Origin of the sequence: Xanthomonas sp. 4461, assembly GCF_024806475.1 — a bacterium.
In the GTDB taxonomy this organism is placed as follows: Bacteria; Pseudomonadota; Gammaproteobacteria; order Xanthomonadales; family Xanthomonadaceae; genus Xanthomonas; species Xanthomonas arboricola_F.
The window spans coordinates 240,612-261,853 of sequence record NZ_JANTYV010000002.1 but is presented as its reverse complement, the minus strand read 5'-3'; the positions used below and the strand labels follow the sequence as shown (position 1 = coordinate 261,853).

At 66.0% G+C, this 21,242-nt stretch carries 19 protein-coding genes and 1 pseudogene; 14 read left to right on the top strand and 6 right to left on the bottom strand.

Going from position 1 to position 21,242, the window contains the following annotated elements; all coding sequences use genetic code 11:
* Window positions 1-22 precede the first annotated feature (22 nt).
* The 4 genes from FHY19_RS08890 to FHY19_RS08875 form a co-directional block, all read right to left on the bottom strand.
* Entirely contained in the window at window positions 23-685 is a 663-nt protein-coding gene (locus FHY19_RS08890) for a hypothetical protein (RefSeq protein WP_259164874.1), read from the bottom strand.
* Window positions 686-1,235: 550 nt separating this feature from the next.
* Window positions 1,236-1,667 (bottom strand): c-type cytochrome, encoded by a 432-nt coding sequence (locus FHY19_RS08885; protein ID WP_259164873.1) that lies wholly within the window; start codon window positions 1,665-1,667, stop codon window positions 1,236-1,238.
* A 33-nt stretch (window positions 1,668-1,700) separates the two neighbouring features.
* The gene (locus FHY19_RS08880; RefSeq protein ID WP_259164866.1) at window positions 1,701-3,047 is read right to left on the bottom strand and encodes a cytochrome C; all 1,347 of its coding nucleotides are present in this window, start codon (window positions 3,045-3,047) and stop codon (window positions 1,701-1,703) included.
* 71 nt (window positions 3,048-3,118) lie between these two features.
* Window positions 3,119-3,739 (bottom strand): cytochrome b/b6 domain-containing protein, encoded by a 621-nt coding sequence (locus tag FHY19_RS08875; protein ID WP_259164859.1) that lies wholly within the window; start codon window positions 3,737-3,739, stop codon window positions 3,119-3,121.
* 300 nt (window positions 3,740-4,039) lie between these two features.
* On the opposite strand from FHY19_RS08875, the gene FHY19_RS08870 reads away from it, so the two are divergent.
* From FHY19_RS08870 to FHY19_RS08805, 14 genes are all read left to right on the top strand, one after another.
* On the top strand, window positions 4,040-4,477 hold the full coding sequence (locus FHY19_RS08870; RefSeq protein WP_259164852.1) for an FdtA/QdtA family cupin domain-containing protein: 438 nt from the start codon (window positions 4,040-4,042) through the stop codon (window positions 4,475-4,477).
* Window positions 4,474-5,145, top strand: coding sequence for an acetyltransferase (locus FHY19_RS08865; protein WP_259164848.1), 672 nt, complete (start codon window positions 4,474-4,476; stop codon window positions 5,143-5,145). The genes FHY19_RS08870 and FHY19_RS08865 overlap by 4 nt, the downstream gene beginning before the upstream one ends.
* Window positions 5,146-5,149: 4 nt before the next feature.
* Window positions 5,150-6,103: a hypothetical protein gene (locus FHY19_RS08860; protein WP_259164846.1), complete on the top strand. Its 954-nt coding sequence runs from the start codon at window positions 5,150-5,152 to the stop codon at window positions 6,101-6,103.
* The gene (locus FHY19_RS08855; protein ID WP_259164839.1) at window positions 6,090-7,022 is read left to right on the top strand and encodes a GNAT family N-acetyltransferase; all 933 of its coding nucleotides are present in this window, start codon (window positions 6,090-6,092) and stop codon (window positions 7,020-7,022) included. The genes FHY19_RS08860 and FHY19_RS08855 overlap by 14 nt, the downstream gene beginning before the upstream one ends.
* Window positions 7,010-8,134, top strand: coding sequence for a DegT/DnrJ/EryC1/StrS family aminotransferase (locus tag FHY19_RS08850; protein WP_259164837.1), 1,125 nt, complete (start codon window positions 7,010-7,012; stop codon window positions 8,132-8,134). The genes FHY19_RS08855 and FHY19_RS08850 overlap by 13 nt, the downstream gene beginning before the upstream one ends.
* A complete protein-coding gene (locus FHY19_RS08845) occupies window positions 8,131-9,384 on the top strand; it encodes an O-antigen translocase (protein ID WP_259164836.1) in 1,254 nt (417 codons plus the stop codon). The genes FHY19_RS08850 and FHY19_RS08845 overlap by 4 nt, the downstream gene beginning before the upstream one ends.
* On the top strand, window positions 9,381-10,331 hold the full coding sequence (locus FHY19_RS08840) for a glycosyltransferase (RefSeq protein WP_259164834.1): 951 nt from the start codon (window positions 9,381-9,383) through the stop codon (window positions 10,329-10,331). Before FHY19_RS08845 ends, FHY19_RS08840 begins: the two co-directional genes overlap by 4 nt.
* Entirely contained in the window at window positions 10,328-11,461 is a 1,134-nt protein-coding gene (locus tag FHY19_RS08835; RefSeq protein ID WP_259164832.1) for a hypothetical protein, read from the top strand. The genes FHY19_RS08840 and FHY19_RS08835 overlap by 4 nt, the downstream gene beginning before the upstream one ends.
* A gap of 39 nt (window positions 11,462-11,500) precedes the next feature.
* Window positions 11,501-12,343, top strand: coding sequence for a Wzz/FepE/Etk N-terminal domain-containing protein (locus FHY19_RS08830; RefSeq protein ID WP_259164831.1), 843 nt, complete (start codon window positions 11,501-11,503; stop codon window positions 12,341-12,343).
* Window positions 12,344-12,763: 420 nt separating this feature from the next.
* A complete protein-coding gene (locus tag FHY19_RS08825) occupies window positions 12,764-13,606 on the top strand; it encodes a class I SAM-dependent methyltransferase (RefSeq protein ID WP_259153827.1) in 843 nt (280 codons plus the stop codon).
* Between the two features lie 12 nt (window positions 13,607-13,618).
* A complete protein-coding gene (locus FHY19_RS08820; protein ID WP_259164822.1) occupies window positions 13,619-14,836 on the top strand; it encodes an amidohydrolase family protein in 1,218 nt (405 codons plus the stop codon).
* The gene (locus FHY19_RS08815) at window positions 14,833-15,531 is read left to right on the top strand and encodes a class I SAM-dependent methyltransferase (protein ID WP_259164815.1); all 699 of its coding nucleotides are present in this window, start codon (window positions 14,833-14,835) and stop codon (window positions 15,529-15,531) included. Before FHY19_RS08820 ends, FHY19_RS08815 begins: the two co-directional genes overlap by 4 nt.
* 124 nt (window positions 15,532-15,655) lie before the next feature.
* Window positions 15,656-16,786 (top strand): glycosyltransferase family 4 protein, encoded by a 1,131-nt coding sequence (locus FHY19_RS08810; protein WP_259164814.1) that lies wholly within the window; start codon window positions 15,656-15,658, stop codon window positions 16,784-16,786.
* Window positions 16,783-17,904, top strand: a complete 1,122-nt coding sequence (locus tag FHY19_RS08805; protein WP_259164811.1) for a glycosyltransferase family 4 protein — start codon at window positions 16,783-16,785, stop codon at window positions 17,902-17,904. The genes FHY19_RS08810 and FHY19_RS08805 overlap by 4 nt, the downstream gene beginning before the upstream one ends.
* 311 nt (window positions 17,905-18,215) lie before the next feature.
* Here FHY19_RS08805 and FHY19_RS08800 read toward each other — a convergent pair whose 3' ends face one another.
* Window positions 18,216-19,430 carry a nucleotidyltransferase family protein gene (locus FHY19_RS08800; protein ID WP_259164810.1) on the bottom strand — a complete coding sequence of 405 codons (1,215 nt, stop codon included), beginning with the start codon at window positions 19,428-19,430 and terminating at the stop codon, window positions 18,216-18,218.
* Between the two features lie 145 nt (window positions 19,431-19,575).
* Window positions 19,576-21,130 (bottom strand): annotated as a pseudogene (locus FHY19_RS08795) (radical SAM protein).
* Window positions 21,131-21,242: the final 112 nt, after the last annotated feature.

Genomic DNA, 21,242 nt, shown 5'->3' with positions numbered 1-21,242 from the left:
CGGAGAAAAGGTTGCGTTTGGATCAGAAACTGCGGGAAACCATGCCGACCCACTGCAATGCGCCGGGGCCGCCCTGCGCACGCGGGGTATTGCTGCTGGTCAGTACCCGGTCCAGCTTCACGCTCCATGCCGCGCGACTCCACTTCAGGCCCAGTTGCCCATACCGATAGCGGCCGGAACTCGCAGCGCCGTAGGTCATCGCCGGAAAGTCCGAGATGCCGGCGCCGGCCGACAGGCTGAAATCCCCGGTCAGCGGCAGGTTGGCGGTTACGTCGACCGCCGTGTTCCAGGGCGAGCGTTGCGCGCGGGGGAAATTAAACCTGGAGAGCGAGAAGGTGAGCGTGTCGCGATAGGACCAGGCCAGGCTGGCTTCCTGGCGGTCGAAGGTGCGCGACTGGCGGTCGGCCGGATAGGCGTAATACAGCAGGCTGGCCTGCATCTGCCAGCGGTCGCCCAGCATCCAGCCCCGTGCGCCCTGCAACGTGAGCGCCACCGGCTTGCTGAAGGAGGGCGATTGCAGCGCCGCGGAGGCCGACACCGACCAACCGGGCGCGGGCAGCCAGTAGCCGGCCGCCTGCAAGGTGACGCGGTTGGGCGCGATGGAGATGCCGCGGTCGATCAAGGTGGACGCCACCGCCACGGCGCCGCCGACGTTGTCTGCCGATGCGGTCCCGCTGGTGCCCATGACCAGCGCCAGCAGCAACGCGCGACGTATTCCCAGGTGCTGCTGCAGGACCCGCCGACAGTGTCGGCAGCGGCGGGACAGGCAGGGCGACCCCGGCAAGAGGGGCGGGTGCGGCTGTGCTGCCGAGCCGCTCGCAGGCCACGGCTGCCCGTCGCAGACGCCATGGCGTTGCGCTCGGGAAGGGGGCTGCTGCTGGGCGGACGAAGCGTTCAACAAGGGCGGGGTGTGGACCGTGGCGGTGCGCGATAGTGACCCATCACGCTGGGCGAGACCGCCGATGTGTGGCGGTTCCGTCCGTATACGCGAAGGGTTCGTGTCAGGCAACGCGGGGCCGTGCACCCGTGCAGGTGCAGCGGTGGCCCGGATGCAAGCCGCGGACACTGCGGCCGGCGGGATGTACCGGGCTTGAAGCGATCCTCACAATGGCGCGGGTTTCGTTCAGGCCGGCGCAGGCGATGCCCGCGTCCGGCTTTGCCACCGGGCCGCACCGGGGCCGCTCGCATCCTGCGTGCCAGCCCGGCCGTTGCGGTCAGCGCGGGCCGGTCGGTCCTCAGCGCAGGGTGTTGAGGTAAGCGATCAGCGCGTCCAGCTCCTTTTCGTCTTCGAGCCCTTCGTACTTCATCTTGGTGCCCGGCATGGCTTTCTTCGAGTCCTGCTTCAGAAACGTCTTCAGGTTGGCTGCATCCCAAACGCTACTGATCGGCATCTTTTCTGTCGAGCGGCTCTTGAGGACCGCCGAATAACCTTTGAGGTCCGTCGAGTAGCCGCTGAAATCGGCCACGCTGCCGGGAGGGCGGTTGACGATGCCAAACAGGGACGGGCCCTTTTTGTTCTTGCCCTGGGTGGCGCTGTGGCATTCGGCGCATTCGCTTGTGAAAACGCTCTTGCCATCGGCGGCACGCGCCGGGGTGGTCAGGGTCGCGCCGGCCAGCAGCAGGCCGGTCAGCGAAGCGCACAACAGAGTCTTGGGGAATGGAGGCATGGGGATCCGTACGGTTGCGTGCAACAAGGGAAATCAGAACGCCAGGTTCACCGACAGCGTGAAGCTGTCGAGGTCGCGCGGATTGGTGATCGGCGGGCCGCGGAACACGTTGGAGGTGCTGCCGTTGAACTTGTCGAAGCGGAACCAGCCAGCCGACACGCGCAGGTTGGCATTGGTGGTGTAGGTGCCTTCGCGCCCGAACGGGCTCCAGTACACCAGGATCAGATTGCTGGTGGTGTCGGGGATGCCGACCGGCGAATAACGCGCTGCATCGAACGAACCGGTGTTGATCATGTGCGCGGCCAGCACGCCATAGGTCTGCTTGAACGAGTAGTTCATGCTGATGGTCTGATCGCGCACGTTGCCGCGTTCCAGCGCAGGCATGGTCGGGTCGGACGGAATCAGCGGGCTGCCGTACTTGCGGCGCTCGTAGATGTTGACGTAGGCCAGCGACATGACGTGTTCGCGGGTGCCCAGGAACTGATAGGTCAGGTCGTAGCCGAAGTCGGTGAGGTCGTCGCTGGGCCCGTTGCGCGGACGCTGGCGGCGCGTGTTGAGCGCGGTCAGGCCCACCGAGAAGAACTGCCGCTTCATGTCCTTCATATAGGCAAGCCGCGCATAGCTGGTGTCGCTGAGCTTGCCCGGGTCGCCGTTGATCGGCCAGCCGAGGCGATCCTGCGCAGACGGCGACAACGCGCTGTAGCTGCCTACTTCGCCGTACCAGTTGCGGTCGTACAGCCCGTACACGCTGGCACCGATGACGCGGTTGGACAGCGACGAGGAGCTGAGCATGGTGGACGCGCCTCCGTTGGAGGCCGGCGTCAGGGTGGAGGCATTGGGCAACACATGGATCGGGTCGGAGATGCCCGGATTGTTGTTGACGCTGACACCGATCATGGTGTCCTTGCCGGCCATCTGGAACGGCTTGCTGACAAAGCGCAGATCCACGTCGTCCAGGCGTGTGTCGAAGGTGGCGTTGCCGCTGTTGTTGGAGCGGATCTTGGAATAGCCGCCGATGTTGTCGTTGACCCGGCCGGCCAGATACAGGTCGGCCTGGGTCAGGCGCGCGGTGCTGTCGCCGCGGCTGGGGTTATTGCGCGCCCAGGTGAGCTGGCCGGACACCGGAATCTTGGTGCCCTCGCCATTGGTATCGGTGAAGCCGCCCAGCTTGAAGCGCATGCCGTAGGGCGTGAGCGAGGGACCGTAGGAGCCGATATGGCAGTCCGCGCACGAAGAACCGGTCTGGCGGGCGAACGAGGGAATCGCCTGCGCCTGCGTGCTGGCCAGCAGCAGCAACGGGCCGGACACGCATAACAAGGACGTCAGGGAGGCGGTGCGCGATGGGTTGGCGCGGCGCGAAGCAGGCTGGGAAATAGGCATGGAAAGTCCTTGTTCGACGGTGCGGGGTTCAACTGGGAAAGAGCGGACGAGGGCGAGGGAGGTGCGAGGACTCATGCGCGCTTGCCCGGCAGCACGCGGTACAGCAGGCCATCGCGCAGCACCAGGTGATGCCACAGCGCGGCGCCGATATGCAGCAGCACCAAGGCCAGCAGCGCCCAGGCGGCATTCAAGTGCCACACGCCGATGGTGTCGCCCAGATCCGGATCGGCCTCGATGAGGTTTGGCAGCGCCAGACCCAACAGGTAGACCGTCTTGCCGAACGCGTTGCTCAGTGACCAGCCGATCAACGGCAACGCAAGCATCAGCCCGTACATCGCCAGATGGGTGCCGCCTGCAGCCAGTCGAGTCATCAACGGTGCGGGCGGGCCGGGTGGCAGCTTGCGCAGCCGCAGCCGCAGGCCGACACGCAACACGAACAGCAGCAACACCATCAGGCCGAAATGGCGATGGCCTTCGAGCAGCCACTGACGCAATGCGCGCCCATCGAGCTCGGCGCGCAGCAGGATCAGGCTGGCCGCCATCACCAGGCACAGCACGGTGAGCCAGTGCAGCACGCGCATCGGTTTGGGCAAGGGCGTGACCCGTGCGGCTGGCGCTGCGGGCGTGGAGGGAGGCAGCGTTGTGGCGCTGCCGGCGGCTGCCGTGTCCGGCGCCTGGGGGGATGGATGCATCTGGGTGGTGTCCTCACCGGTGGTGGTCGTTGGTTCCGGCAGCGCGTGCTGCGCTGCCAGGCCTGGCTCCCCACGCCGGCCGGAACTGCGGCCAGGTGAACGTGCACCGATATGTGCGGCGCTAGCGATGAAAGGTTGCATCGCCACAACGAATTTTTATCGTGGCCGAGCGCGCTCGGCATGCGATTGCGCTTGTGCGCACGCCACTTCGCAGTGCCGTGACCTGGCGCAACCTTTCGCGCATCCCGGCGCACTCAGGCATGTCGCACTACGTGCAGTCAGCGGTTACGCCCCGGAACCATGGCCTTCGAACCCATCCAGTTGCATACCCACGGCGACGATCGCGGTCTGCTCATTTCGTTGGAGCAGGAGCGCAACGTGCCATTCGAGATACGCCGCGTGTATTACCTGTTCGGTACCCGCAGCGGCGTGCACCGTGGCCAGCACGCGCACCGCCGGCTCAATCAGCTTGCGGTGGCCCTGCATGGCTCGGTGACGATCCTGCTGGACGAAGGCAAGGGCGATGGTCCGACCGAGGTGACCTTGAACGACCCCTCGCAAGGCCTGCTGCTGGGCCGCATGGTCTGGCGCGACCTGCACCATTTCAGTCCCGACTGCGTGCTGATGGTGCTGGCCGACCAGTTCTACGACCCAGGCGATTACATCCTCGATTACGACCAGTTCCTGGGCGAAGTGCGTGGGGAACACCGCCTGGACGCGTGCAGGCTGGAAGCATGAGCGTGCGCAAACCTCTGGTGATCGTCGGTGCGGGCGAGTTTGCGCAGATCGCCTGCGAATACTTTCAGCACGACAGCGACTACGACGTGGTCGCCTTCAGCGTGGAGCGCGATTTCCTGTTGCGGCCCACCCTGGCCGAGTTGCCGGTGGTGGCCTACGAGGAACTCGAGCAGCGCTATCCGCCCGCGCAGTACGCGGTGTTCGTCGCGATTCCGGCAACGCAGTTGAACCGCTTGCGCATGCGCTTTTACCAAGATGTGGTGCGCCGCGGCTACCGCTGCGCCACCTATGTCAGCTCGCGCGCGTTCGTCTGGCGCAATGCACAGATCGGCGCCAACAGTTTCATCTTCGAAGGCAACGTCATCCAGCCGTTTACCCGTATCGGCGACAACTGCATCTTGTGGAGCGGCAACCACATCGGCCATCGCACCGTGGTGCAGGACCATGTGTTCATCGCCTCGCACGCGGTCATCTCCGGCTATTGCGAGATCGGCAGCGGCAGCTTCGTCGGCGTCAACGCCACCTTGAGCGACAAGGTGCGTATTGCCGCGGACAACATCATCGGTGCAGGTGCACTGGTGACGCGACATACCGAGGCCGGGCGCGTGTATGTCGGTTCGCCCGCGCGCGCCGTGGCCGGCAGGTTCAGCGCCGACGTGGAGCTCTGAGGCCGTGTTTACCTGGACCAAGCGTGGGCTGGTATTCGATGTCGCGCGCGATGGCGTGGGCGGATGGATGCAGCACGCAGCGCTGACGCCTACGCCGTACCGCTTGTCTGCGCAGGTATTGCGCGTGTATGCCGGCTTTCGCGACAGTCAGGGCGTGAGCCGGATCGGCTATGTGGATGTGCGCGCCGATGCGCCGACGCAGATCGTCGGTGTGAGCAAGCTGCCGGTGCTGGACATCGGGCGCGATGGCTGCTTCGACGACAACGGCATGATCCTGGGCGATGTGGTCGCCGGCCCGGACGGCTTGTACATGTTCTACGTTGGCTTCCAGCGGGTGGCCAAGGCGAAGTTTCTGGCGTTCACCGGCCTGGCGATCTCGCGCGATGGCGGCGAGACGTTTGAGCGTCGTCAGGAAACGCCGCTGCTGGACCGCGCCCCTGGCCGCAGCACGATCGCGGCGGTGCATTCGGCACGCTACGAAGATGGGCGCTGGCGTCTGTGGTACGCGGTGGGCGACGACTGGGAAGACATCGGTGGTCACCCGTATCCGCGTTACCACATCCGCTATGTGGAAACCGACGACCTGCGCTGCATTCCGCTTGCCGACAGCGTGTGCCTGCGTCCGCACGATGACGAGTACCGCATCGGACGCCCGCGCGTGTACCGGCTGGACGAGCGCTATCTGATGTACTTCACCCGCGGCGATATCGGTGGCGGCTATTTTCCCGGCATCGCGTTCAGCCGCGATGGCGTGCACTGGGAACGCAACGATGAGGCGCTGGGTCTGCAGTTGTCCACCGAGGGATGGGATGCGCAGACGTTGTGCTACCCCGCATTGATCCAGCAGGGCGAGCGGGTATTGATGTTCTACAACGGCAACGCGATGGGCCAGGCCGGCTTCGGGCTGGCCGATGCCGCGTTGCCGGTGGAGCTGCAGGGCTGTCATGTATTCGGTTAGGCCCTACGTTGCCGGCGATGCGCTCGCCTGGGACGCATTAGTGGCGTGTTCGCGCAATGGCAACCTGTTGCATCGGCGCGGCTACATGGATTATCACGCCGACCGCTTCGTGGATGCCTCGTTGCTGGTGGAACGTGGCGGCGAGGTGCTCGCGGTGTTTCCCGCCAGCGTGCAGGGCGATTGCGTCAGCAGCCATGCCGGGCTCACCTATGCCGGCCTGCTGTCGTCGATGGCGATGCGGGCCAGTGCCACCTTGCAGGTGCTCGAACAGATCGCGGCGCATTACCGCGCAGGCGGCATGCGCGAGCTCGTCTACAAGCCGGTGCCGCATGTGTTTCATGCCTACCCGGCTGAGGAAGAGCTGTATGCGCTGCATCGGATGGGCGCGCAGCTGTATCGACGCGATCTGTCGTCGGTGATCGCCTTGCGCCAGCCGTTTACCTTCAGCGCCGAGCGGCGGCGTTCGATCGCCAAGGCGCGCAAGGCCGGCGTGCACATCCAGACCGGCACCACGCTGGATGCGTTTCATGCACTGCTGAGCGAGGTGCTGCAGCGGCATGGCGTGGCGCCCACGCATCGGCTGGACGAGCTGCAATTGCTGCAGGGGCGGTTTCCGCATCACATCGTGCTGCACGAGGCACGCGTCGAGGGACAGCTGGTGGCCGCTGCGCTGGTGTACGACTTCGGCCGCAGCGTGCACACCCAGTATCTGGCGGTGTCCGAGCACGGGCGCCGGCTGGATGCGCTGAGCCTGCTGCTGGCCGAACTGATCACCCAGGTGTATGCGGCGCGCGACTACTTCAGTTTCGGCATTTCCACCGAGCATGGCGGGCAAGTGCTCAATGAAGGCTTGGTCGAACAAAAGGAGCGCTTCGGCGCACGTGCGGTTGTGCAGGACTTCTATCGATGGACCTTGTAATGGATGTGCCGTTCCTGGATTTGCGCGCGGTCAACGCGCGCTACGCCGATGAACTCAAAACCGCGGCCGCGCGGGTGATCGATGCCGGCTGGTATGTACTCGGCCAGGAGCTGGCCGCATTCGAAGAAGAATTCGCCAGTTACTGCGGCGCGGCGCATGCGGTCGGCGTCGGCAACGGACTGGACGCGTTGTCGCTGATCCTGCGCGGTTACCGCGAACTGGGCGTATTGCGCGAGGGCGATGAGATCATCGTGCCGGCCAATACCTTCATCGCGACATTTCTGGCGATCAGCCAGAACCATCTGGTGCTGGTGCCGGTGGAGCCGGACCCGGCCACCTTCAACATGGACCCGGCCAGCGTGGAAAAAGCGATCGGGCCGCGCACCCGCGCCATCATGGCGGTGCATCTGTACGGCCAGCTGGCCGACATGGCGGCGTTGCAGACGCTGGCGCACCGCTACGGCTTGCTGCTGCTCGAGGATGCCGCACAGGCGCACGGTGCAATGGCGAAGGCCCGGCGCGCGGGGGCCTTCGGCGATGCTGCCGCGTTCAGTTTTTTTCCGACCAAGAACCTGGGTGCCCTCGGCGATGGCGGCGCAGTCGTCACCTCCGATGCGCGGCTGGCCGAGCGCATCCGCGCGTTGCGCAACTATGGCTCGGAGGTGAAGTACCACCATCTCTACCAGGGCGTGAACTCGCGACTGGACGAGCTGCAGGCGGCCTTGTTGCGCGTCAAACTGGGCTACCTGGACCAGGAGATCGCATTGCGGCGCGCGGTGGCACGACGTTATCTGCAAGGCATCGACAACCCCTTGATCGTCTTGCCGACGGTGGTCTGCGACGAGCAACATGTGTGGCATCTGTTCGTGGTACGCAGCCCGCAGCGTGATGCGCTGCAGGCGCATCTGTTGCGCCATGGAATCCACACCCAGATTCATTACCCGGTGCCGCCGCATCGGCAGCCGGCCTACGCGACACTCGGCGATACCTGCCTGCCGATCAGCGAGCGCCTGCATGCCGAGGTGTTGAGTCTGCCGATGGGCCCGGCACTGGATGCGGCATCGGTGGAGCGCGTGATCGCTGCCTGCCAATCGTTCGGCGCCGGCACATGAATCTGGTGCGCAGCAGCGCCTACACCGGCGTCGCGACGCTGGCGAAATTGCTCGCTGCGCTGGTGGTGGTCAAGCTGGTGGCCGTGTATGCCGGGCCGCAGGGGGTGGGGCGGCTGGGCCAGTTCCTCAATCTGATGGCGGTGCTGGCGGTGCTGGCGGGCGGCGGCATCAGCGCCGGTATCGTCAAGTACGTCGCCGACTATCGCAACGACCCGCAGGCGCAGGCGCGTCTGCTCGGTGCGGCGCTGTGGTATGCGTGTTGTGCGTCCTGCGTGCTGGCGGTGCTGGCGTTGGTGTTCAGCGGCTTGCTTGCCGAGCGGCTGCTGGGAGATGTCGGCTACCGCCCGTTGATCTGCGTGCTGGCTGTGGCGCAGTTGGGCATCGCGGCGGTCAACTACATTCTTGCGGTGATCAACGGTTTCATGGATGTGCGCCGCCTGGCCATCGTGCAGGTAAGCGGCGCGGCGATGAGCGTTGCGCTGGTGGCATGGCTGTCGGGCATGGCGCAGCTGCAAGGGGCCTTGTTCGCACTGGTGCTTGGGCAGGTGCTATGGCTGTTGGCGGGGGTGCCGGCCCTGCGACGCAGCCCGTACTTTCGCCGCGAGATGTTGCGCCCGCGCTTCGATGCGGGGATGACGCGCCGGCTGGCGGCCTTTTCGGTGATGACGCTCACCTCCACCCTGGTGCCGCAGCTGGTGATCATTCTGGTGCGCGACCATCTTGTCGCCGAGTTCGGCTGGGAACAGGTGGGCTACTGGCAGGCGGTGAGCCGGGTGTCGGATGCCTACCTGCTGTTCTTCACCACCGCCATCAACGTGTATTACCTGCCCAAGCTGGCCTCGCTGGAGACGCGTGCCGACCTGGGCCGCGAACTGCGCGCTGCATATCGTTATGTAATGCCGGCGGTGATCGTGATGGCATTGGGCGTGTATGTCTGCCGCGATTGGGTGACCTGGCTGCTGTTCGACCCGCAGTTTGCTGCGGCCAGGGCGCTGTACGGCCCGCAGCTGGTGGGCGATGTGGTCAAGATCGCGGCCTTCGTTTTGTCGTATGTGATGTTGGCCAAGGCCATGACGCGCCTGTTCGTGGTGTCCGAGTGCGTGTTTGCCGCCAGCTATCTGGGGTTGGTGTACCTGCTTGCCGCGCGATTCGGGCTGATCGGTGCGATGTACGCCTTCGTCGCCAACTACGTGCTGTATCTGCTGTTCAATCTCGTGGTGGTGCGGCGCTACCTGGTGCAGCCGGCATGAACGAGCGTACCCAACCGGCCGGACGTGCACGCTGGCCGTTGGTGTCGGTGCTGATCCCCGCGTTCAACCATGAGCGCTTCGTCCAGCGCTGCCTGGACAGCGTGTTGGAGGACCCGTACCCATGCAAGGAGATCGTCATCATCGACGACGGCTCCAGCGATGCCACCGGTGAACGGATTGCGCAGTGGCTCGCCGCCCACGGGCATCGGCTGCCGGTGCAGTTCGTCCAGCGGGCCAATCGCGGGGTTGCGGCCACGCTCAACGAACTGGCGTTGCGTGCCAATGGCGAGTTTCTGCGTCTGGGTGCCAGCGACGACTATCTATTGCCCGGCGGGCTGGATGCGCAGGTGCGCTATTTGCGCGCGCATCCGCAGACGCTTGCGGTGATCGGCGATGCCTGCGTGGTGGATCAACATGGCCGGCTACTGCACGACAGCGCGATGCGCGACCTGCATGGGGTGGATGTCGATCTGTATCGCTCCGAACAAGGCATCCGCCGCGCGGTGATCCGGCAATGGGCTGTCAGCGGTGCCGTTGCCTTGTTGCGTCGCGGCGCCTTCGATGCACGCAGTGGCTGGGACGAGTCACTGCGTATCGAGGATTGGGACTTTTTCCTGCGCCTGGCTGCGCGCAACGCGCTGGGATTCATCGATATGCAAGTCTGCGCGTATCGCTTGCACGGCAATAACCTCAGCAAGACGGCGGACGTGCCGGCACGTATCGCCAATCTGAGCGAGTCGCGACGGGTGGCCCTGCGCTGCGCGGTCTTGTTCGACGAACCCGATCGCACGTTGTTGTATGCGCAATCGCGCTATATCGCGGCCAAGGTGGCTTTCCTGCAGCGTAGGCCACATGCGGTGATCGCTAACTTGCTGGCCTATGCGTGGTTGTCGCTGCCGGCCGCATGGCGGCCCAGGCCCGCGCGCAGTGCGACGGAGCCGGCATGAGCGCGTTGCTGCGGCGGCCTGCGACCTACCTGGCCTTGCCGATGCTGCTCAGCTGCGCATTGACGTTGCTGACCTATACGCTGCCGGACGGCTACCTGGATGGCATCGTGTTGCTGGCGATTGCCGCGACGGTGACCGTCGCGCTCGACGCTGCGCTGCGCACCCGGCTGCCTGCGGTGGAGGATTTCCGCCGTTATCGTTACGCCGGCACGCGCGATGCGTTTGTGGTCATGACGCTGGCAGCGGTGGTCACGGTGTTCTGCATTGCCGACGTGGTGCTGTTTCCGATTCCGTTGTTCAGCGATCCATCGTCGTACGCCACCTTGAGCCCATTGCGCTCGCACGTGCGGCATATCTCCAACATGTGCTGGATCCTGCCGCCGATTGCGTTGCTGTGTATACGCCATCGCGGCCTGCGTGCAGCAATGGTGGCGTTCGGGTTCGTATTCCCGATTGTGGTGATCGACCGCAATCGCATCTTTGCCGGGCTGTTTTCGTTCGTGCTGGTGATGCTGCTGCGCCGCGACCCGACGCGCGCGCTGCCGTGGAAGACCATCGGCGCGCTGGTACTGGCAGGTGCTGGCGTGTTCTCGGTACTCGGTGCGGTGCGTTCCGGCTCGCTGGCGAGCGTGACATTGCCGTTCAGCGCGTTCTACCGTGCCATGCCGCAAGGCGTGCAATGGCTGCTGCTGTACATCAGTGCCGGGCCTTACAACTTTGGCGCCATCCTGGCCAAGGGGTACGAAAACGCCAGTTTTCTGGTCAACCAGCTGGTGCCGTTCAGTGGGTCGATCGCCACCGCCGGTACCAGCATTCCGTTGGATGCGCCCAACATCAATGTGGGCACCGAGTTCTTTCCGTTTCTGATGGCCTGGGGCGCACCGGGTGCGTGGCTGGCGTTGTTGACGCTGTATGCAAGCCTGGTGTGGAGCGTGCGCCGGCTCAAGGGCTCGCTCTCGATTTTCCATGTGCTGATCTTCCTGCGCATCGCCTACGCCTGCCTGATGTCGCCATTCGCGCCGCAGGCGTTCACCTGGACCAACCTCGGCTTCATTGCGCTGTGTCTGGCGCTGCACGCCTGCACCGTGTTGTTGCCTAGCCGACATCCAGCGCATCCGTCTGTCGCATAAGTGCGGCAACCCACTGTCACGTTCCAGAGCCTGCGTACCATGAATCAACACGACGAAATCTACCTGATCGACCTTTGGCGCATCCTGCGGCGCGAGTGGCGCTGGGCGCTGGCCGCATTGGTGGTGGTGCTGGGCCTGACGTTTGTCTTCCTGCGCGTGGCCAAGCCGCAATGGGAAGCCGCTGCATGGATCCAGGTGGGGGAAATCGGCCCCACGCCTGCCGGACGCGACCCCAAGGTCGAGCCGTTCCAGCGGGTGATCGATCGCATGAAGACGCGGCTGTTTCAGGACGCGGTCCTGCACCAGGCCGGCGTGCCGCTCAGCAGCCGTGCCGCGCAGTTGTATCGCAGCAGCCTGAAGCCGGATCCGGACCCGTACGCCAATCTCATCGGTGTGACCATTCGCGCCGAATCCGTGCAGCAGGCGCGCACCTTGGCGCTGGCCACCGTCGCCGCATTGCAGGGCCTGCATGGCGACACCAATGCCGCCGCGCTCGCACTTGCACGGACGCGCCTGCAGGGGCTTGACGAGGATCTGCGCGTTGCCACGCTCACTCGCGCGCAACTGCAAAAGCAACTGCAATCCGGGTCTGCGGCAAGCCCGGAGCAGGTGCTGGCCGGGGTGTTGCTGACCGAAAACACCACCAGCCTCCGTGCGATCAAGAGCGAACGTGATGATCTGGTTGCACGGCTGACCGCGCGTTACACCTATCAAACCTCGTTGGCGTGGCCGTTGTACGTGCCCGAGCAGCGGGCGTTTCCGAATGCGGTGATGATCTGGGCGGTCGGTCTGCTCGGTGGGGCAGGGTTGGGCGTGCTGGTGGCGGTGGTGCGTAATGCCTGGCGTCGCCGTCGGGTTGAAGGCGCCGGCGCCATTGCGTAAGCGCTGATACAAGCGACTGCGCGCACCGCCTTGCGGGCGCTGCCGCTGCACGCTGCGGCATGGCCCACGCGTGCCCCCCGGTCCTGGCAGCCCCGTCCATACCGACCTGGCGACTGCCCGCCATGGTCCGTTAGCCGATGCAGGACGCGCGATCGTCGTCATGGACTGCGGCGTGTCGGGCGAGCGGGCAGTTCGGACGCGCAAGCGCGGCACCCAGTGATCAAGACGGAGTCCTGCCGGCCAGGGTTTTTCACTGCCGAGTCTGTAGCCGATCATGTCGGGCAATCCCCGCGCGAACGGCCTGACTGCAACCAAACCGGCGCGGCCCGGCACTCACCGGTCTATCAAGCGATACCGCGTTGCCGGTGCCGCGTCTGGAGAGTGCCGTGAGATCAGCAGGACGGGTGGGGGAGGCAATGCATGTCAGTGCTCAGTGAGCATGCCGCGCGCGGCGGGACGGTCGCGCCCGAGCAGTTGCTGGAGACGCAACGCGCGTTCGACAGCGTCGCCCCCGATTACGATGGCCCACGCGGCAACAATGCGTTGATCCAGCGCATGCGCACCACATTGTGGGATACGGTGGCCGCAGAGTTGCCGGTCGGCGCGCGGCTGGTGGATCTGGGCTGCGGGACCGGCCTGGATGCGGGTGAGTTTGCCCGTCGCGGCTACAGTGTGCTGGCCACCGATTGGTCGCCGGCCATGATCGAACGCACGCGCCACCGCGCCGCCGCGCAGGGGCTGGAACAGCGCCTGACAGCCGCACATGTCGGCATCCAGCAGCTCGATCAGCTGGAGGGTACCTTCGACGGTATGTACTCCAACTTCGGCCCGCTCAATTGCGCGCCGGATCTGCCGGCAGTGGCCGCCGAATGCGCGCGCCTTCTGCGTGCCGATGGCTGCCTGGTGTTTTCGGTGATCGGACGCATCTGCCCATGGGAAATCGGCCATTACGCGCTGCGCGGGCGTTTCAAGCGCGCGGCGGTGCGTGCGGCCAAGGGCGCAACCGCGGTGGGCATGAACGGCCACACCATCTGGACCTGGTACCACCTGCCACGCGAGTTCTATCGCGCATTCGAACAGCACTTCGTGCTGGACAGCTACCGTGCCCTGAGCCTGTTCCTGCCGCCACCGTACCTGGTCGACTTTTGCCAGCGGCATCCGCGTGTCTCCGAGCGCTTGGGTGGGCTGGACGACCGCTTCGGTGGGTGGCCGCTGTTGCGCGACATGGGCGATCACTTCCTGATCGTGATGCGCAAGCGCTGAGTGGAGATGCCGATGTCCATGGCCGATGTCTGCCTGCAAGGCGCGCGATCGATCACGCTGGCGGGGCCGTCGCGCGCAGCGGTGAACATGCGCGCCGGTCGCTTCGGCGGCACGCTCGGTACCGGCACCTTGCGCCTTGACTTGCAGGGCCATGTACTGGCGCCTGGGCTGATCAACGCGCACGAGCACTTGCAGGTCAACTGCGTGCCGCCGCTGCCGCAGGGCGCGCCGTTCGCCAACAGCTATGCATGGATCGAGGCGTTTCAATCGCACTTTCAGCATCCATCCGTGGCCGCGGCATTGCGCGTGCCCAAGGCGGTGCGCCTGCGCCATGGTGGTTTGAAGAACCTGCTCGCCGGGGTGACCTGCGTGGCGCAGCACGACCCCTGGCACGCCACGTTGGACGAGGCCGACTTTCCGGTCAGCGTCCTGCGCGAATTCGGCTGGAGTTATGCGCTGGGCTGGACCGGCTACGGCCCGCCGGTACAGGGCAGCTTTGCGGCAACGCCGGCGGCGCACCCATGGATGATCCACCTGGCCGAAGGCACCGACGCGGTGGCGCGTGCCGAACTCGACGCTCTGGATCGGCTCGGGTGCCTGGCGTCCAACACGGTCTTGATCCATGGCGTGGGCATGGGCGAGCAGGATATCGAGCGGGTGATTGCGCGCGGTGCGGCGGTGGTGTGGTGCCCGTCGAGCAATCTGGCGCTGCTCGGGCGCACGCTCGAGCCATGGCAGCTGTGCATGGCCGGGCGGCTGGCGCTGGGCAGCGATTCGCGCGTCAGTGGCGCGCGCGATCTGCTCGAAGAATTGCGCATCGCCGCCGGCAGCGGGCTGGCGCCGGATTTGCTATTGGGTCTGGCCACCGATCAATCCGCACGCATCTTGCGCATGGCAACACGCGGACGGATCGCACCGGGCGCAGTGGCGGACCTAGTGATCGTGCGCGACCGCGGCGGCGAGCCCGCCAGCAGCGTGATCGGCTGCGACCGCAGCGAGTTGCGTGCCGTGATCCGTGATGGCAAGCCACGCATCGCCGATCCGGATTTTGCACCCTGGTTCGATGCCGCCGGCATCCAGACCATCCCGGTGGTGCTGGATGGACGCCCCAAGTTGCTGGACGCCAGTCTGGCGGACCCGGCCGTGCTCGCGCTCGAACCCGGCTTGCAACAGGTGCAAGGCGTCCGGCAATCGTCGAACGCGCTGGCATCGATCGGTGTCGCGTCGTGAGCGCAGTCCCGGTGCTCGAGCCTGATGCGGCGTATGCGCTCTGGGCGCAGGCGTATCCGCCGCATGCGCATAACCCGGTGATGCAGGCAGAAGAGCGCGCAATGCTCGATCTGATGCCCTCCACCCTGCAGAACCTGCATGTGCTGGATGCCGGCTGCGGCAGCGGCCGCTACATGCTGCATGCGTTGCGCCGTGGCGCGCGACATGTCACCGGTGTCGATCTGTCGCCGCAGATGCTTGAGCGCGCCAGGGCGGAACTGTCACAACATTGGCCACCGGCGCGCGTGCAATTGCAGCAGGGCAGCCTGGACCAGTTGCCGCTTGACGATGCGGTTGCCGACCTCAGCGTGTGCGGCCTGGTGGTCGGGCATCTGCAGCTGCTATGGCCGGCGCTGGAAGAACTGCATCGGGTCACCCGTGTCGATGGCCTGGTGCTGTGCAGCGACGTGCATCCGATCGGCCATGCGCTGGGCTGGCGCCGCGACTTCAAGGCCGATGGCCTGCACTATGCGGTGCGCCACACCCAGCATCTGTACAGCCACTGGCATTCGGCATGCACGGCATTGGGGTTTGCGATCGAAGCGGTGGCCGAGCCGATGCTGGACCCGGCCGACATCCCTGCCGGCGCGCATTTCGACCAGACGGCGCTGCAGGTGCCGGTGGCGCTGGTGCTGCGGCTGCGGCGCCTCGCGTGAGAGTCATGCCGACAGTTTGCCCGCGCAACCCGGGCGGTGCGGGCAACCGGCATGACCGGGCGTCGCGCCGCGCGGCGCGTGGCTGCGCCGGCCCGACACGCGTCAGCCCATCGGCAAGCGCACCGTGACACTGCATGTTGCACAGCTCAATCTGCTACCAACGCCGGTCGGTTTGAGCGCCGCGCAGGTGTTTGCATACTGGCCCTCGCTTGCCGACATTGCCGAGGCGGTGGCCAGTGCGCAGGTGCGCGTTTCGGTGATCCAGGCCTCTGCGTTGAACGTGCAGATCGCGCGGCAGGGCGTGGACTATCGCTTCGTCGCGCTTGGTGCACGTGGCAGCGCCACGCGCGCGGCGAAGTTGTCCTCGCTATTGCGTGACATCGGCGCCGATGTCGTCCACGTGCACGGCCTGGAATTCGCCGGCGATGCGCGCAGGCTTGCGCGGCTGCTTCCGCACGTGCCCATCCTGCTGCAGGATCATGCCAATCGCCCGCCGCGCTGGTGGAGCAGAGCAGTGTGGCGGGCGCGCTATGGCGCCGCTGCCGGCATCGCGTTTACCTCGCTGGAGCTGGCGGAACCGTTTGAGCGTGCGCGCCTGTTTCGACGCCGTACGCAGCTGTTTGCGATTCCCGAATCCAGCAGCCGATTCGTGCCCGGCGATCGCCTGCTGGCGCGCGAGCAGAGCCAACTGCGTGGCGACCCCTGCGTGCTGTGGATTGGCCATCTGAGCGCGGCCAAGGATCCGCTGTGCGTGCTCGATGCGGTTTCCATCGCGGCGCGCCTGTTGCCGGGCCTGCGGCTGTGGTGCGTGTTCGACCAGGCGCCCTTGCTGGAAGAAGTGCAGCAGCGGTTGCGCGACGATGCGAATCTGGCGCGCTGCGTGCAGTTGTTGGGCAAGGTCGAGCATGCACGCGTGCAGACGCTGTTGCAGGCGAGCGATGTCTTCGTGTCCGCCAGCCACGCCGAGAGCTGCGGGTATGCCGCGCTGGAAGCCTATGCCTGCGGCGCCCTGCCGTTGTTGACCGATATTCCGGCCTTTCGCGCACTCAGCGACGGTGGCGCGGTTGGCGAACTGTGGCCAGTGGGCGATGCCGGCGCATTGGCGGAACTGTTGTTGCGCGTGGCGCGGCAGCGTCCCGGCCGCGCGCAGGTACGCGCGCATTTCGATGCACGGTTGTCGTTCGCGGCAGTGGGGCGGCGCTGGGCGCAGGCATATGCCAGCCTGCTGACACCGATGCGAGCGCACGCCCGATGAAATTGGCGCTGGTGGTGCCGGGGGGCGTGGATCGCAGCGGCGACGTGCGGGTGATTCCGGTATTCCTGACCTTGATCGAATGGCTGGCACGCAGCCACGAGGTGCACGTGTTCGTGCTGCATCAGGAACCCTTGCCCGATACCTGGATGCTGCGCGGCGCCAAGGTGCACAACATCGGCGCGCGACGTACGCGTCTGCGTGCCATCGGCGCCATTGTCGAAGAACACCGGCGCGCCCCGTTTGCGGTGATCCAGGCGATCTTTTCCGGTTACTGCAGCCTGATCGCAGTCAGCGCAGCGAAGCTGCTGCGACGTCCCAGCGTGGTGCATATCGCCGGCGGTGAACTGGTGGCGCTGCATGCCATCGGCTACGGCGGCCGCCGCAAGTGGCGTGGGCGCCTGCGCGAAGCGGTGATCCTGCGCCTGGCCGATCGTGTCACCGCTGCCAGCGCGCCCATCGTCGCGTCGCTGCAGGCGCTCGGCATTGGCGCGCAGCGTGTGCCGTTGGGAGTGGATCTGCGTGCCTGGCAGCCGGTTCCACCGCGCGCCCGCCAAGGCGCAGTTGCACGTCTGCTGCACGTGGCTAGCCTGAATCCGGTCAAGGACCAACCGACCTTGCTGCGCGCGATGGCCGCGCTCAAGCGCGCCGGCGTCGCCTTTACGCTGGACATGGTCGGTGTCGATACGCTGGATGGTGCCATGCAGCGCCTGGTACAGCAGCTGGATCTGCAGGAGCAGGTGCGCTTTCTCGGCTTCAAGACCCAGCGCCAGTTGCGCCCGATCATGCTGGCTGCCGATCTGTTGCTGATGTCGTCCCTGCACGAAGCCGGGCCGATGGTGTTGCTGGAAGCGGCCGTGGCCGGTGTTCCTACCGTCGGCACCGCCGTCGGGCACCTGGTCGAATGGGCGCCGGTCGCTGCGCTGGCGGTGCCGCCGGGCGATTGGGCGGGCCTGGCCGAGGCGGTCCGGCAGGTGCTCGGCGATGACGAGCTGCGCCTGCGTCTGGCGTGGGCGGCGCAGTGCCGCGCGGTGCGCGAAGACGCGGCCATGACCACGCGCCTGTTCGAACAGATCTACCGTCAGTTGTGCGAGCGCCGGCCGTTTGGTCCGACGCATTAGAACGACCGAGACGCTGCCGCGTCGCGGCCAGGCGGGCGCAGCCGGTGTTGCGCATGCCGTGCATGGACACCTGAAGACTGCCCGCCACGTGGTAATGGCTGTGCTTGCGTAACCCGGTTCGGATCACATCATGCGCTGCCGGCACGCACGACGCAGGTCCAGCGCCCATCTAGCGTGGCACGCACGCAGCGCCCGCTGACTGCTGCTCTCTTCAGTCACCGTGACCGCCAAGGCCGCGATGCCGACTCGCGGTCCGCGCCGACGCAGGCGGCAGACGCCGGCCCATCATTCTGCAGGACACCCACGCAGTCCTACGCAGGCTGCAGATACCCATCGAGCGCGGCACGCACCACATACAGCATGTCGGTGCGCGGGACGGGGCGGGTCAGCCGGGTCATCAGGCGGCGCGCCTGGGTCTGGCGCACCCACGGTTGGTCCTGCAGCCACAACTGGGTCTGCAGCATGTCGGCCCGCTCCTTGCGGCCCTCCGCCGACGGCACCACGCGTTGCTGCAGGTACTGCCGCGCCTCGCGCAGCGAACCCGACCACTCGATCCCGGGTAGCGCAGACAACCACAGGTTCGAGCACGAGGCGGTGGTCAGCGACTGCCGGGCGGCCCGCATGCGCAGCAGTCGCGGACACTGCGCATGCAGGCGCGCCATCACCGTCGCTGGCACCACGGCGCGGTAGTAGCGCTGCAGCAGCAACAGCGGCGGCAAGGCCCACCACGGCGAGACGGCCGGGTCTTCCCACAGCTCCTCCCAGTCGCGCGGCCCCATGCGCGTGGCCAGCAAGGCCAGATCGTGCAGATGCATCAGGCGGATGCTGCGATGGCAGATGCCGCCGGCCGCATGCAGCAGCAGGTGGCACATCAACGCGCCGATGGTGGGGTAGGGATTGAGCCCAGGCTGCGGGCGCTCCGGCCATATCCGCGCGGTGATCTCCACGCTGCGCACAGGCAGACGCTCCTGGATGCGCGTATGCAGCTCGATGTTGATCGGCGCGTCGCGATGCTCGCCCAAGCCGGCAATGGCGTCGCCTTGCAGCGGTTTGAACGCCTGGTGCTTCCATTGTTCGAAAGAGGCCACATAGCCGAGCCCGCACAACAGCGCCGCCGCCGCAGGCGCGTCATCCGGCTGCACCAGCAGATCGATGTCGGCCATTGGACGATCGCCGGGCAGATACACGCCAAGCCGATGCAAGGCGCTGCCCTTGAGTCCCACCAGCGCGATGCCCGCGCTGCGTGCGGCCGCATCGATCTGCGTCAACAGCAGCGCAATCCGCCGGTGCCGGTCTTCGACATGGCTGCGCTGCTCGCTCAGAAAGGCAGTCCATTCGGCGTTCTGCCACAACGAGCGGCGCTGCAGCAAGGGCGAGACGCCATGCGCCGCCGCCGCCGCCGCGGCCAGCTGCCACTGCAATCGGTCCCATTGCGGCGAAGTGTCGCCAGGCTGTGCCAGCTCGTGCGCCAACTGCTCGGTGGCGGTGTGCAGGCCATGTCTGATGGTACGAAGCGAAGGCTGCATGCGGGTGGTCCGGAAAGTCGAAAGGGTGGGTCAATGGAATGTCGATGCTGGATGCTGATCACTCGGCTGGCATGAGCGCGACGCAGGCCGACGCCCGCGCAGGCCGCCGCTTGGCGAGCACGCGTCCGCTTGCTGCCGCCTTCGATCAGCCCACCAGCACCGTCTCCAGTTGCCGTGGCTGGCGTGCCGCCAGGGTGGCGAGCGGCTCGGTGCGGTGGAGGTGTTCCGAGGCGATCAATGCGGCCCAGCGCGTTTCCAGCTGCTGGTCCGCTTGCGAAAAAGCATCGGCCGTCATCGTCGGGCGTGCCTGCTGCAGGTCGACCTGTGTATGCAGCAGATTGCGTACGCTGCGGTAGAACTCCGAGTCGTAGGCACCATGGAACATCATCGCCAGGTCGTCGCTGTCCTGCCAATGCGTCTTGCCGCCCAGCTGATTCTTCACTTCTTCGTAGAACTTGGTGCCGGGCAGGGGATAGGACACGCTGACGCCGATGATGTCCGGGTTGGCCTGCGTCACCAATGCGCGCGTGGCCAGAATGTCGTCGAGTTCTTCGCCCAGATATCCCAGCTGGATGAAGAAACCCACGCGGATGCCGTGTGCGCCCAGCCGTTGGCGTGCAGCGATCACCTCGCCCACCTGTGTGCCCTTGGTCATCTTGTCGAGGATGCGCTGGCTGCCGCTTTCCGCACCGATCCAGGCTTCCGCACAACCGGCACGCGCCAGCGCGGCGGCCATGCGATCGCTGGCCAGATCGGCGCGGGTCTGGATGGTGAACGGGATGGCGCCGTCGTCTTCGCTCAAGCGTTGCGCGAACGTCTCGACCCAATCGATATGGAAGCCGAAGATATCGTCGGCCATCCACAGGTGGTCGGGTTGGAAATGACGTTTGAGATGAATCATCTCCGCAGCCACGTCTTCGGCGCCGCGGCGTTTGTAATGGTTGCCCCAGATCGGCTTGGCGCACCAGTTGCAACGGAACGGGCAGCCGCGCGAAGCCGCCATGTTCAAGCTGAAATAGCCATGCCGTTGCTGCCAGAACTGCCGATAGCGCGGCATGTCGACCAGATCCCAGGCAGGCAGCCCGCTCAGGCGTGCATCCGGTGGCTGCGCGCCCGGGTGCGCGCGTGCCGCGACAGGGTCGCTGGTGGCAATGCGCGCAACGCCGGCCAGCCAGGCCTGGTCATCGAGTTGCGGTGCGCTTTCCAACCGCTCGATCAGCTCGATCAGCGGCGCGATGCCTTCGCCGATCAAGACCGCATGTGCGCCGGCGGCCAGAAACACATCGGGGTTGTCGGAGGCGTCCGAGCCCGCCACCAGCACACGGCACCCGGCGGCGCGTGCCTGCCCGATCATGCGGCAGGCTGCGTCGCGCATCCGGCTCAGGCACATCTTGGTGAGAAAGTTGAAGTTGTCCTCGTAGAACACCACCAGGTCCGGCTGTGCCTCATGCAGCGCGCCGGCATAGTCCTCCACGTCGTCGGCGAGCATGGCGTCGAACAGGCTCAGCGCGTGCCCGCGCTCGCGCAGCAACGCGGCAATCTGCAAGGTAGCCAGCGGCGGATACGGCTTGCCGCGTTCCCATTGTTTCGGGTCGTAACGCAGGAAATACGAATGACTGACCTGGATCTTTAGCATCTGCACAAGGCTCTCGTTCTGTTGCCAGATGACGCGCAGCGGTAGCGTGCGCAGACACCGGCATTCGGCTCGGCAGTAGGTGCGCACGCAGGCGCCTTTGGTTGCGCCATCGCGTTGCGCTCCAGCGTCGATGTGTTGCGGCAGTTCAGCGCATGCGCCGATGCAACCTTTCGCCA

Excerpts from the sequence above, each read along its gene's own strand:
- FHY19_RS08845 (WP_259164836.1), top strand. The coding sequence starts at position 8,131 with ATGAATCTGGTGCGCAGCAGCGCCTACACCGGCGTCGCGACGCTGGCG.
- FHY19_RS08880 (WP_259164866.1), bottom strand. The coding sequence starts at position 3,047 with ATGCCTATTTCCCAGCCTGCTTCGCGCCGCGCCAACCCATCGCGCACC.
- FHY19_RS08805 (WP_259164811.1), top strand. The coding sequence starts at position 16,783 with ATGAAATTGGCGCTGGTGGTGCCGGGGGGCGTGGATCGCAGCGGCGAC.
- FHY19_RS08855 (WP_259164839.1), top strand. The coding sequence starts at position 6,090 with ATGTATTCGGTTAGGCCCTACGTTGCCGGCGATGCGCTCGCCTGGGAC.
- FHY19_RS08875 (WP_259164859.1), bottom strand. The coding sequence starts at position 3,739 with ATGCATCCATCCCCCCAGGCGCCGGACACGGCAGCCGCCGGCAGCGCC.
- FHY19_RS08830 (WP_259164831.1), top strand. The coding sequence starts at position 11,501 with ATGAATCAACACGACGAAATCTACCTGATCGACCTTTGGCGCATCCTG.
- FHY19_RS08840 (WP_259164834.1), top strand. The coding sequence starts at position 9,381 with ATGAACGAGCGTACCCAACCGGCCGGACGTGCACGCTGGCCGTTGGTG.
- FHY19_RS08890 (WP_259164874.1), bottom strand. The coding sequence starts at position 685 with ATGGGCACCAGCGGGACCGCATCGGCAGACAACGTCGGCGGCGCCGTG.
- FHY19_RS08865 (WP_259164848.1), top strand. The coding sequence starts at position 4,474 with ATGAGCGTGCGCAAACCTCTGGTGATCGTCGGTGCGGGCGAGTTTGCG.
- FHY19_RS08825 (WP_259153827.1), top strand. The coding sequence starts at position 12,764 with ATGTCAGTGCTCAGTGAGCATGCCGCGCGCGGCGGGACGGTCGCGCCC.
- FHY19_RS08835 (WP_259164832.1), top strand. The coding sequence starts at position 10,328 with ATGAGCGCGTTGCTGCGGCGGCCTGCGACCTACCTGGCCTTGCCGATG.
- FHY19_RS08800 (WP_259164810.1), bottom strand. The coding sequence starts at position 19,430 with ATGCAGCCTTCGCTTCGTACCATCAGACATGGCCTGCACACCGCCACC.
- FHY19_RS08820 (WP_259164822.1), top strand. The coding sequence starts at position 13,619 with ATGTCCATGGCCGATGTCTGCCTGCAAGGCGCGCGATCGATCACGCTG.
- FHY19_RS08850 (WP_259164837.1), top strand. The coding sequence starts at position 7,010 with ATGGACCTTGTAATGGATGTGCCGTTCCTGGATTTGCGCGCGGTCAAC.
- FHY19_RS08885 (WP_259164873.1), bottom strand. The coding sequence starts at position 1,667 with ATGCCTCCATTCCCCAAGACTCTGTTGTGCGCTTCGCTGACCGGCCTG.
- FHY19_RS08870 (WP_259164852.1), top strand. The coding sequence starts at position 4,040 with ATGGCCTTCGAACCCATCCAGTTGCATACCCACGGCGACGATCGCGGT.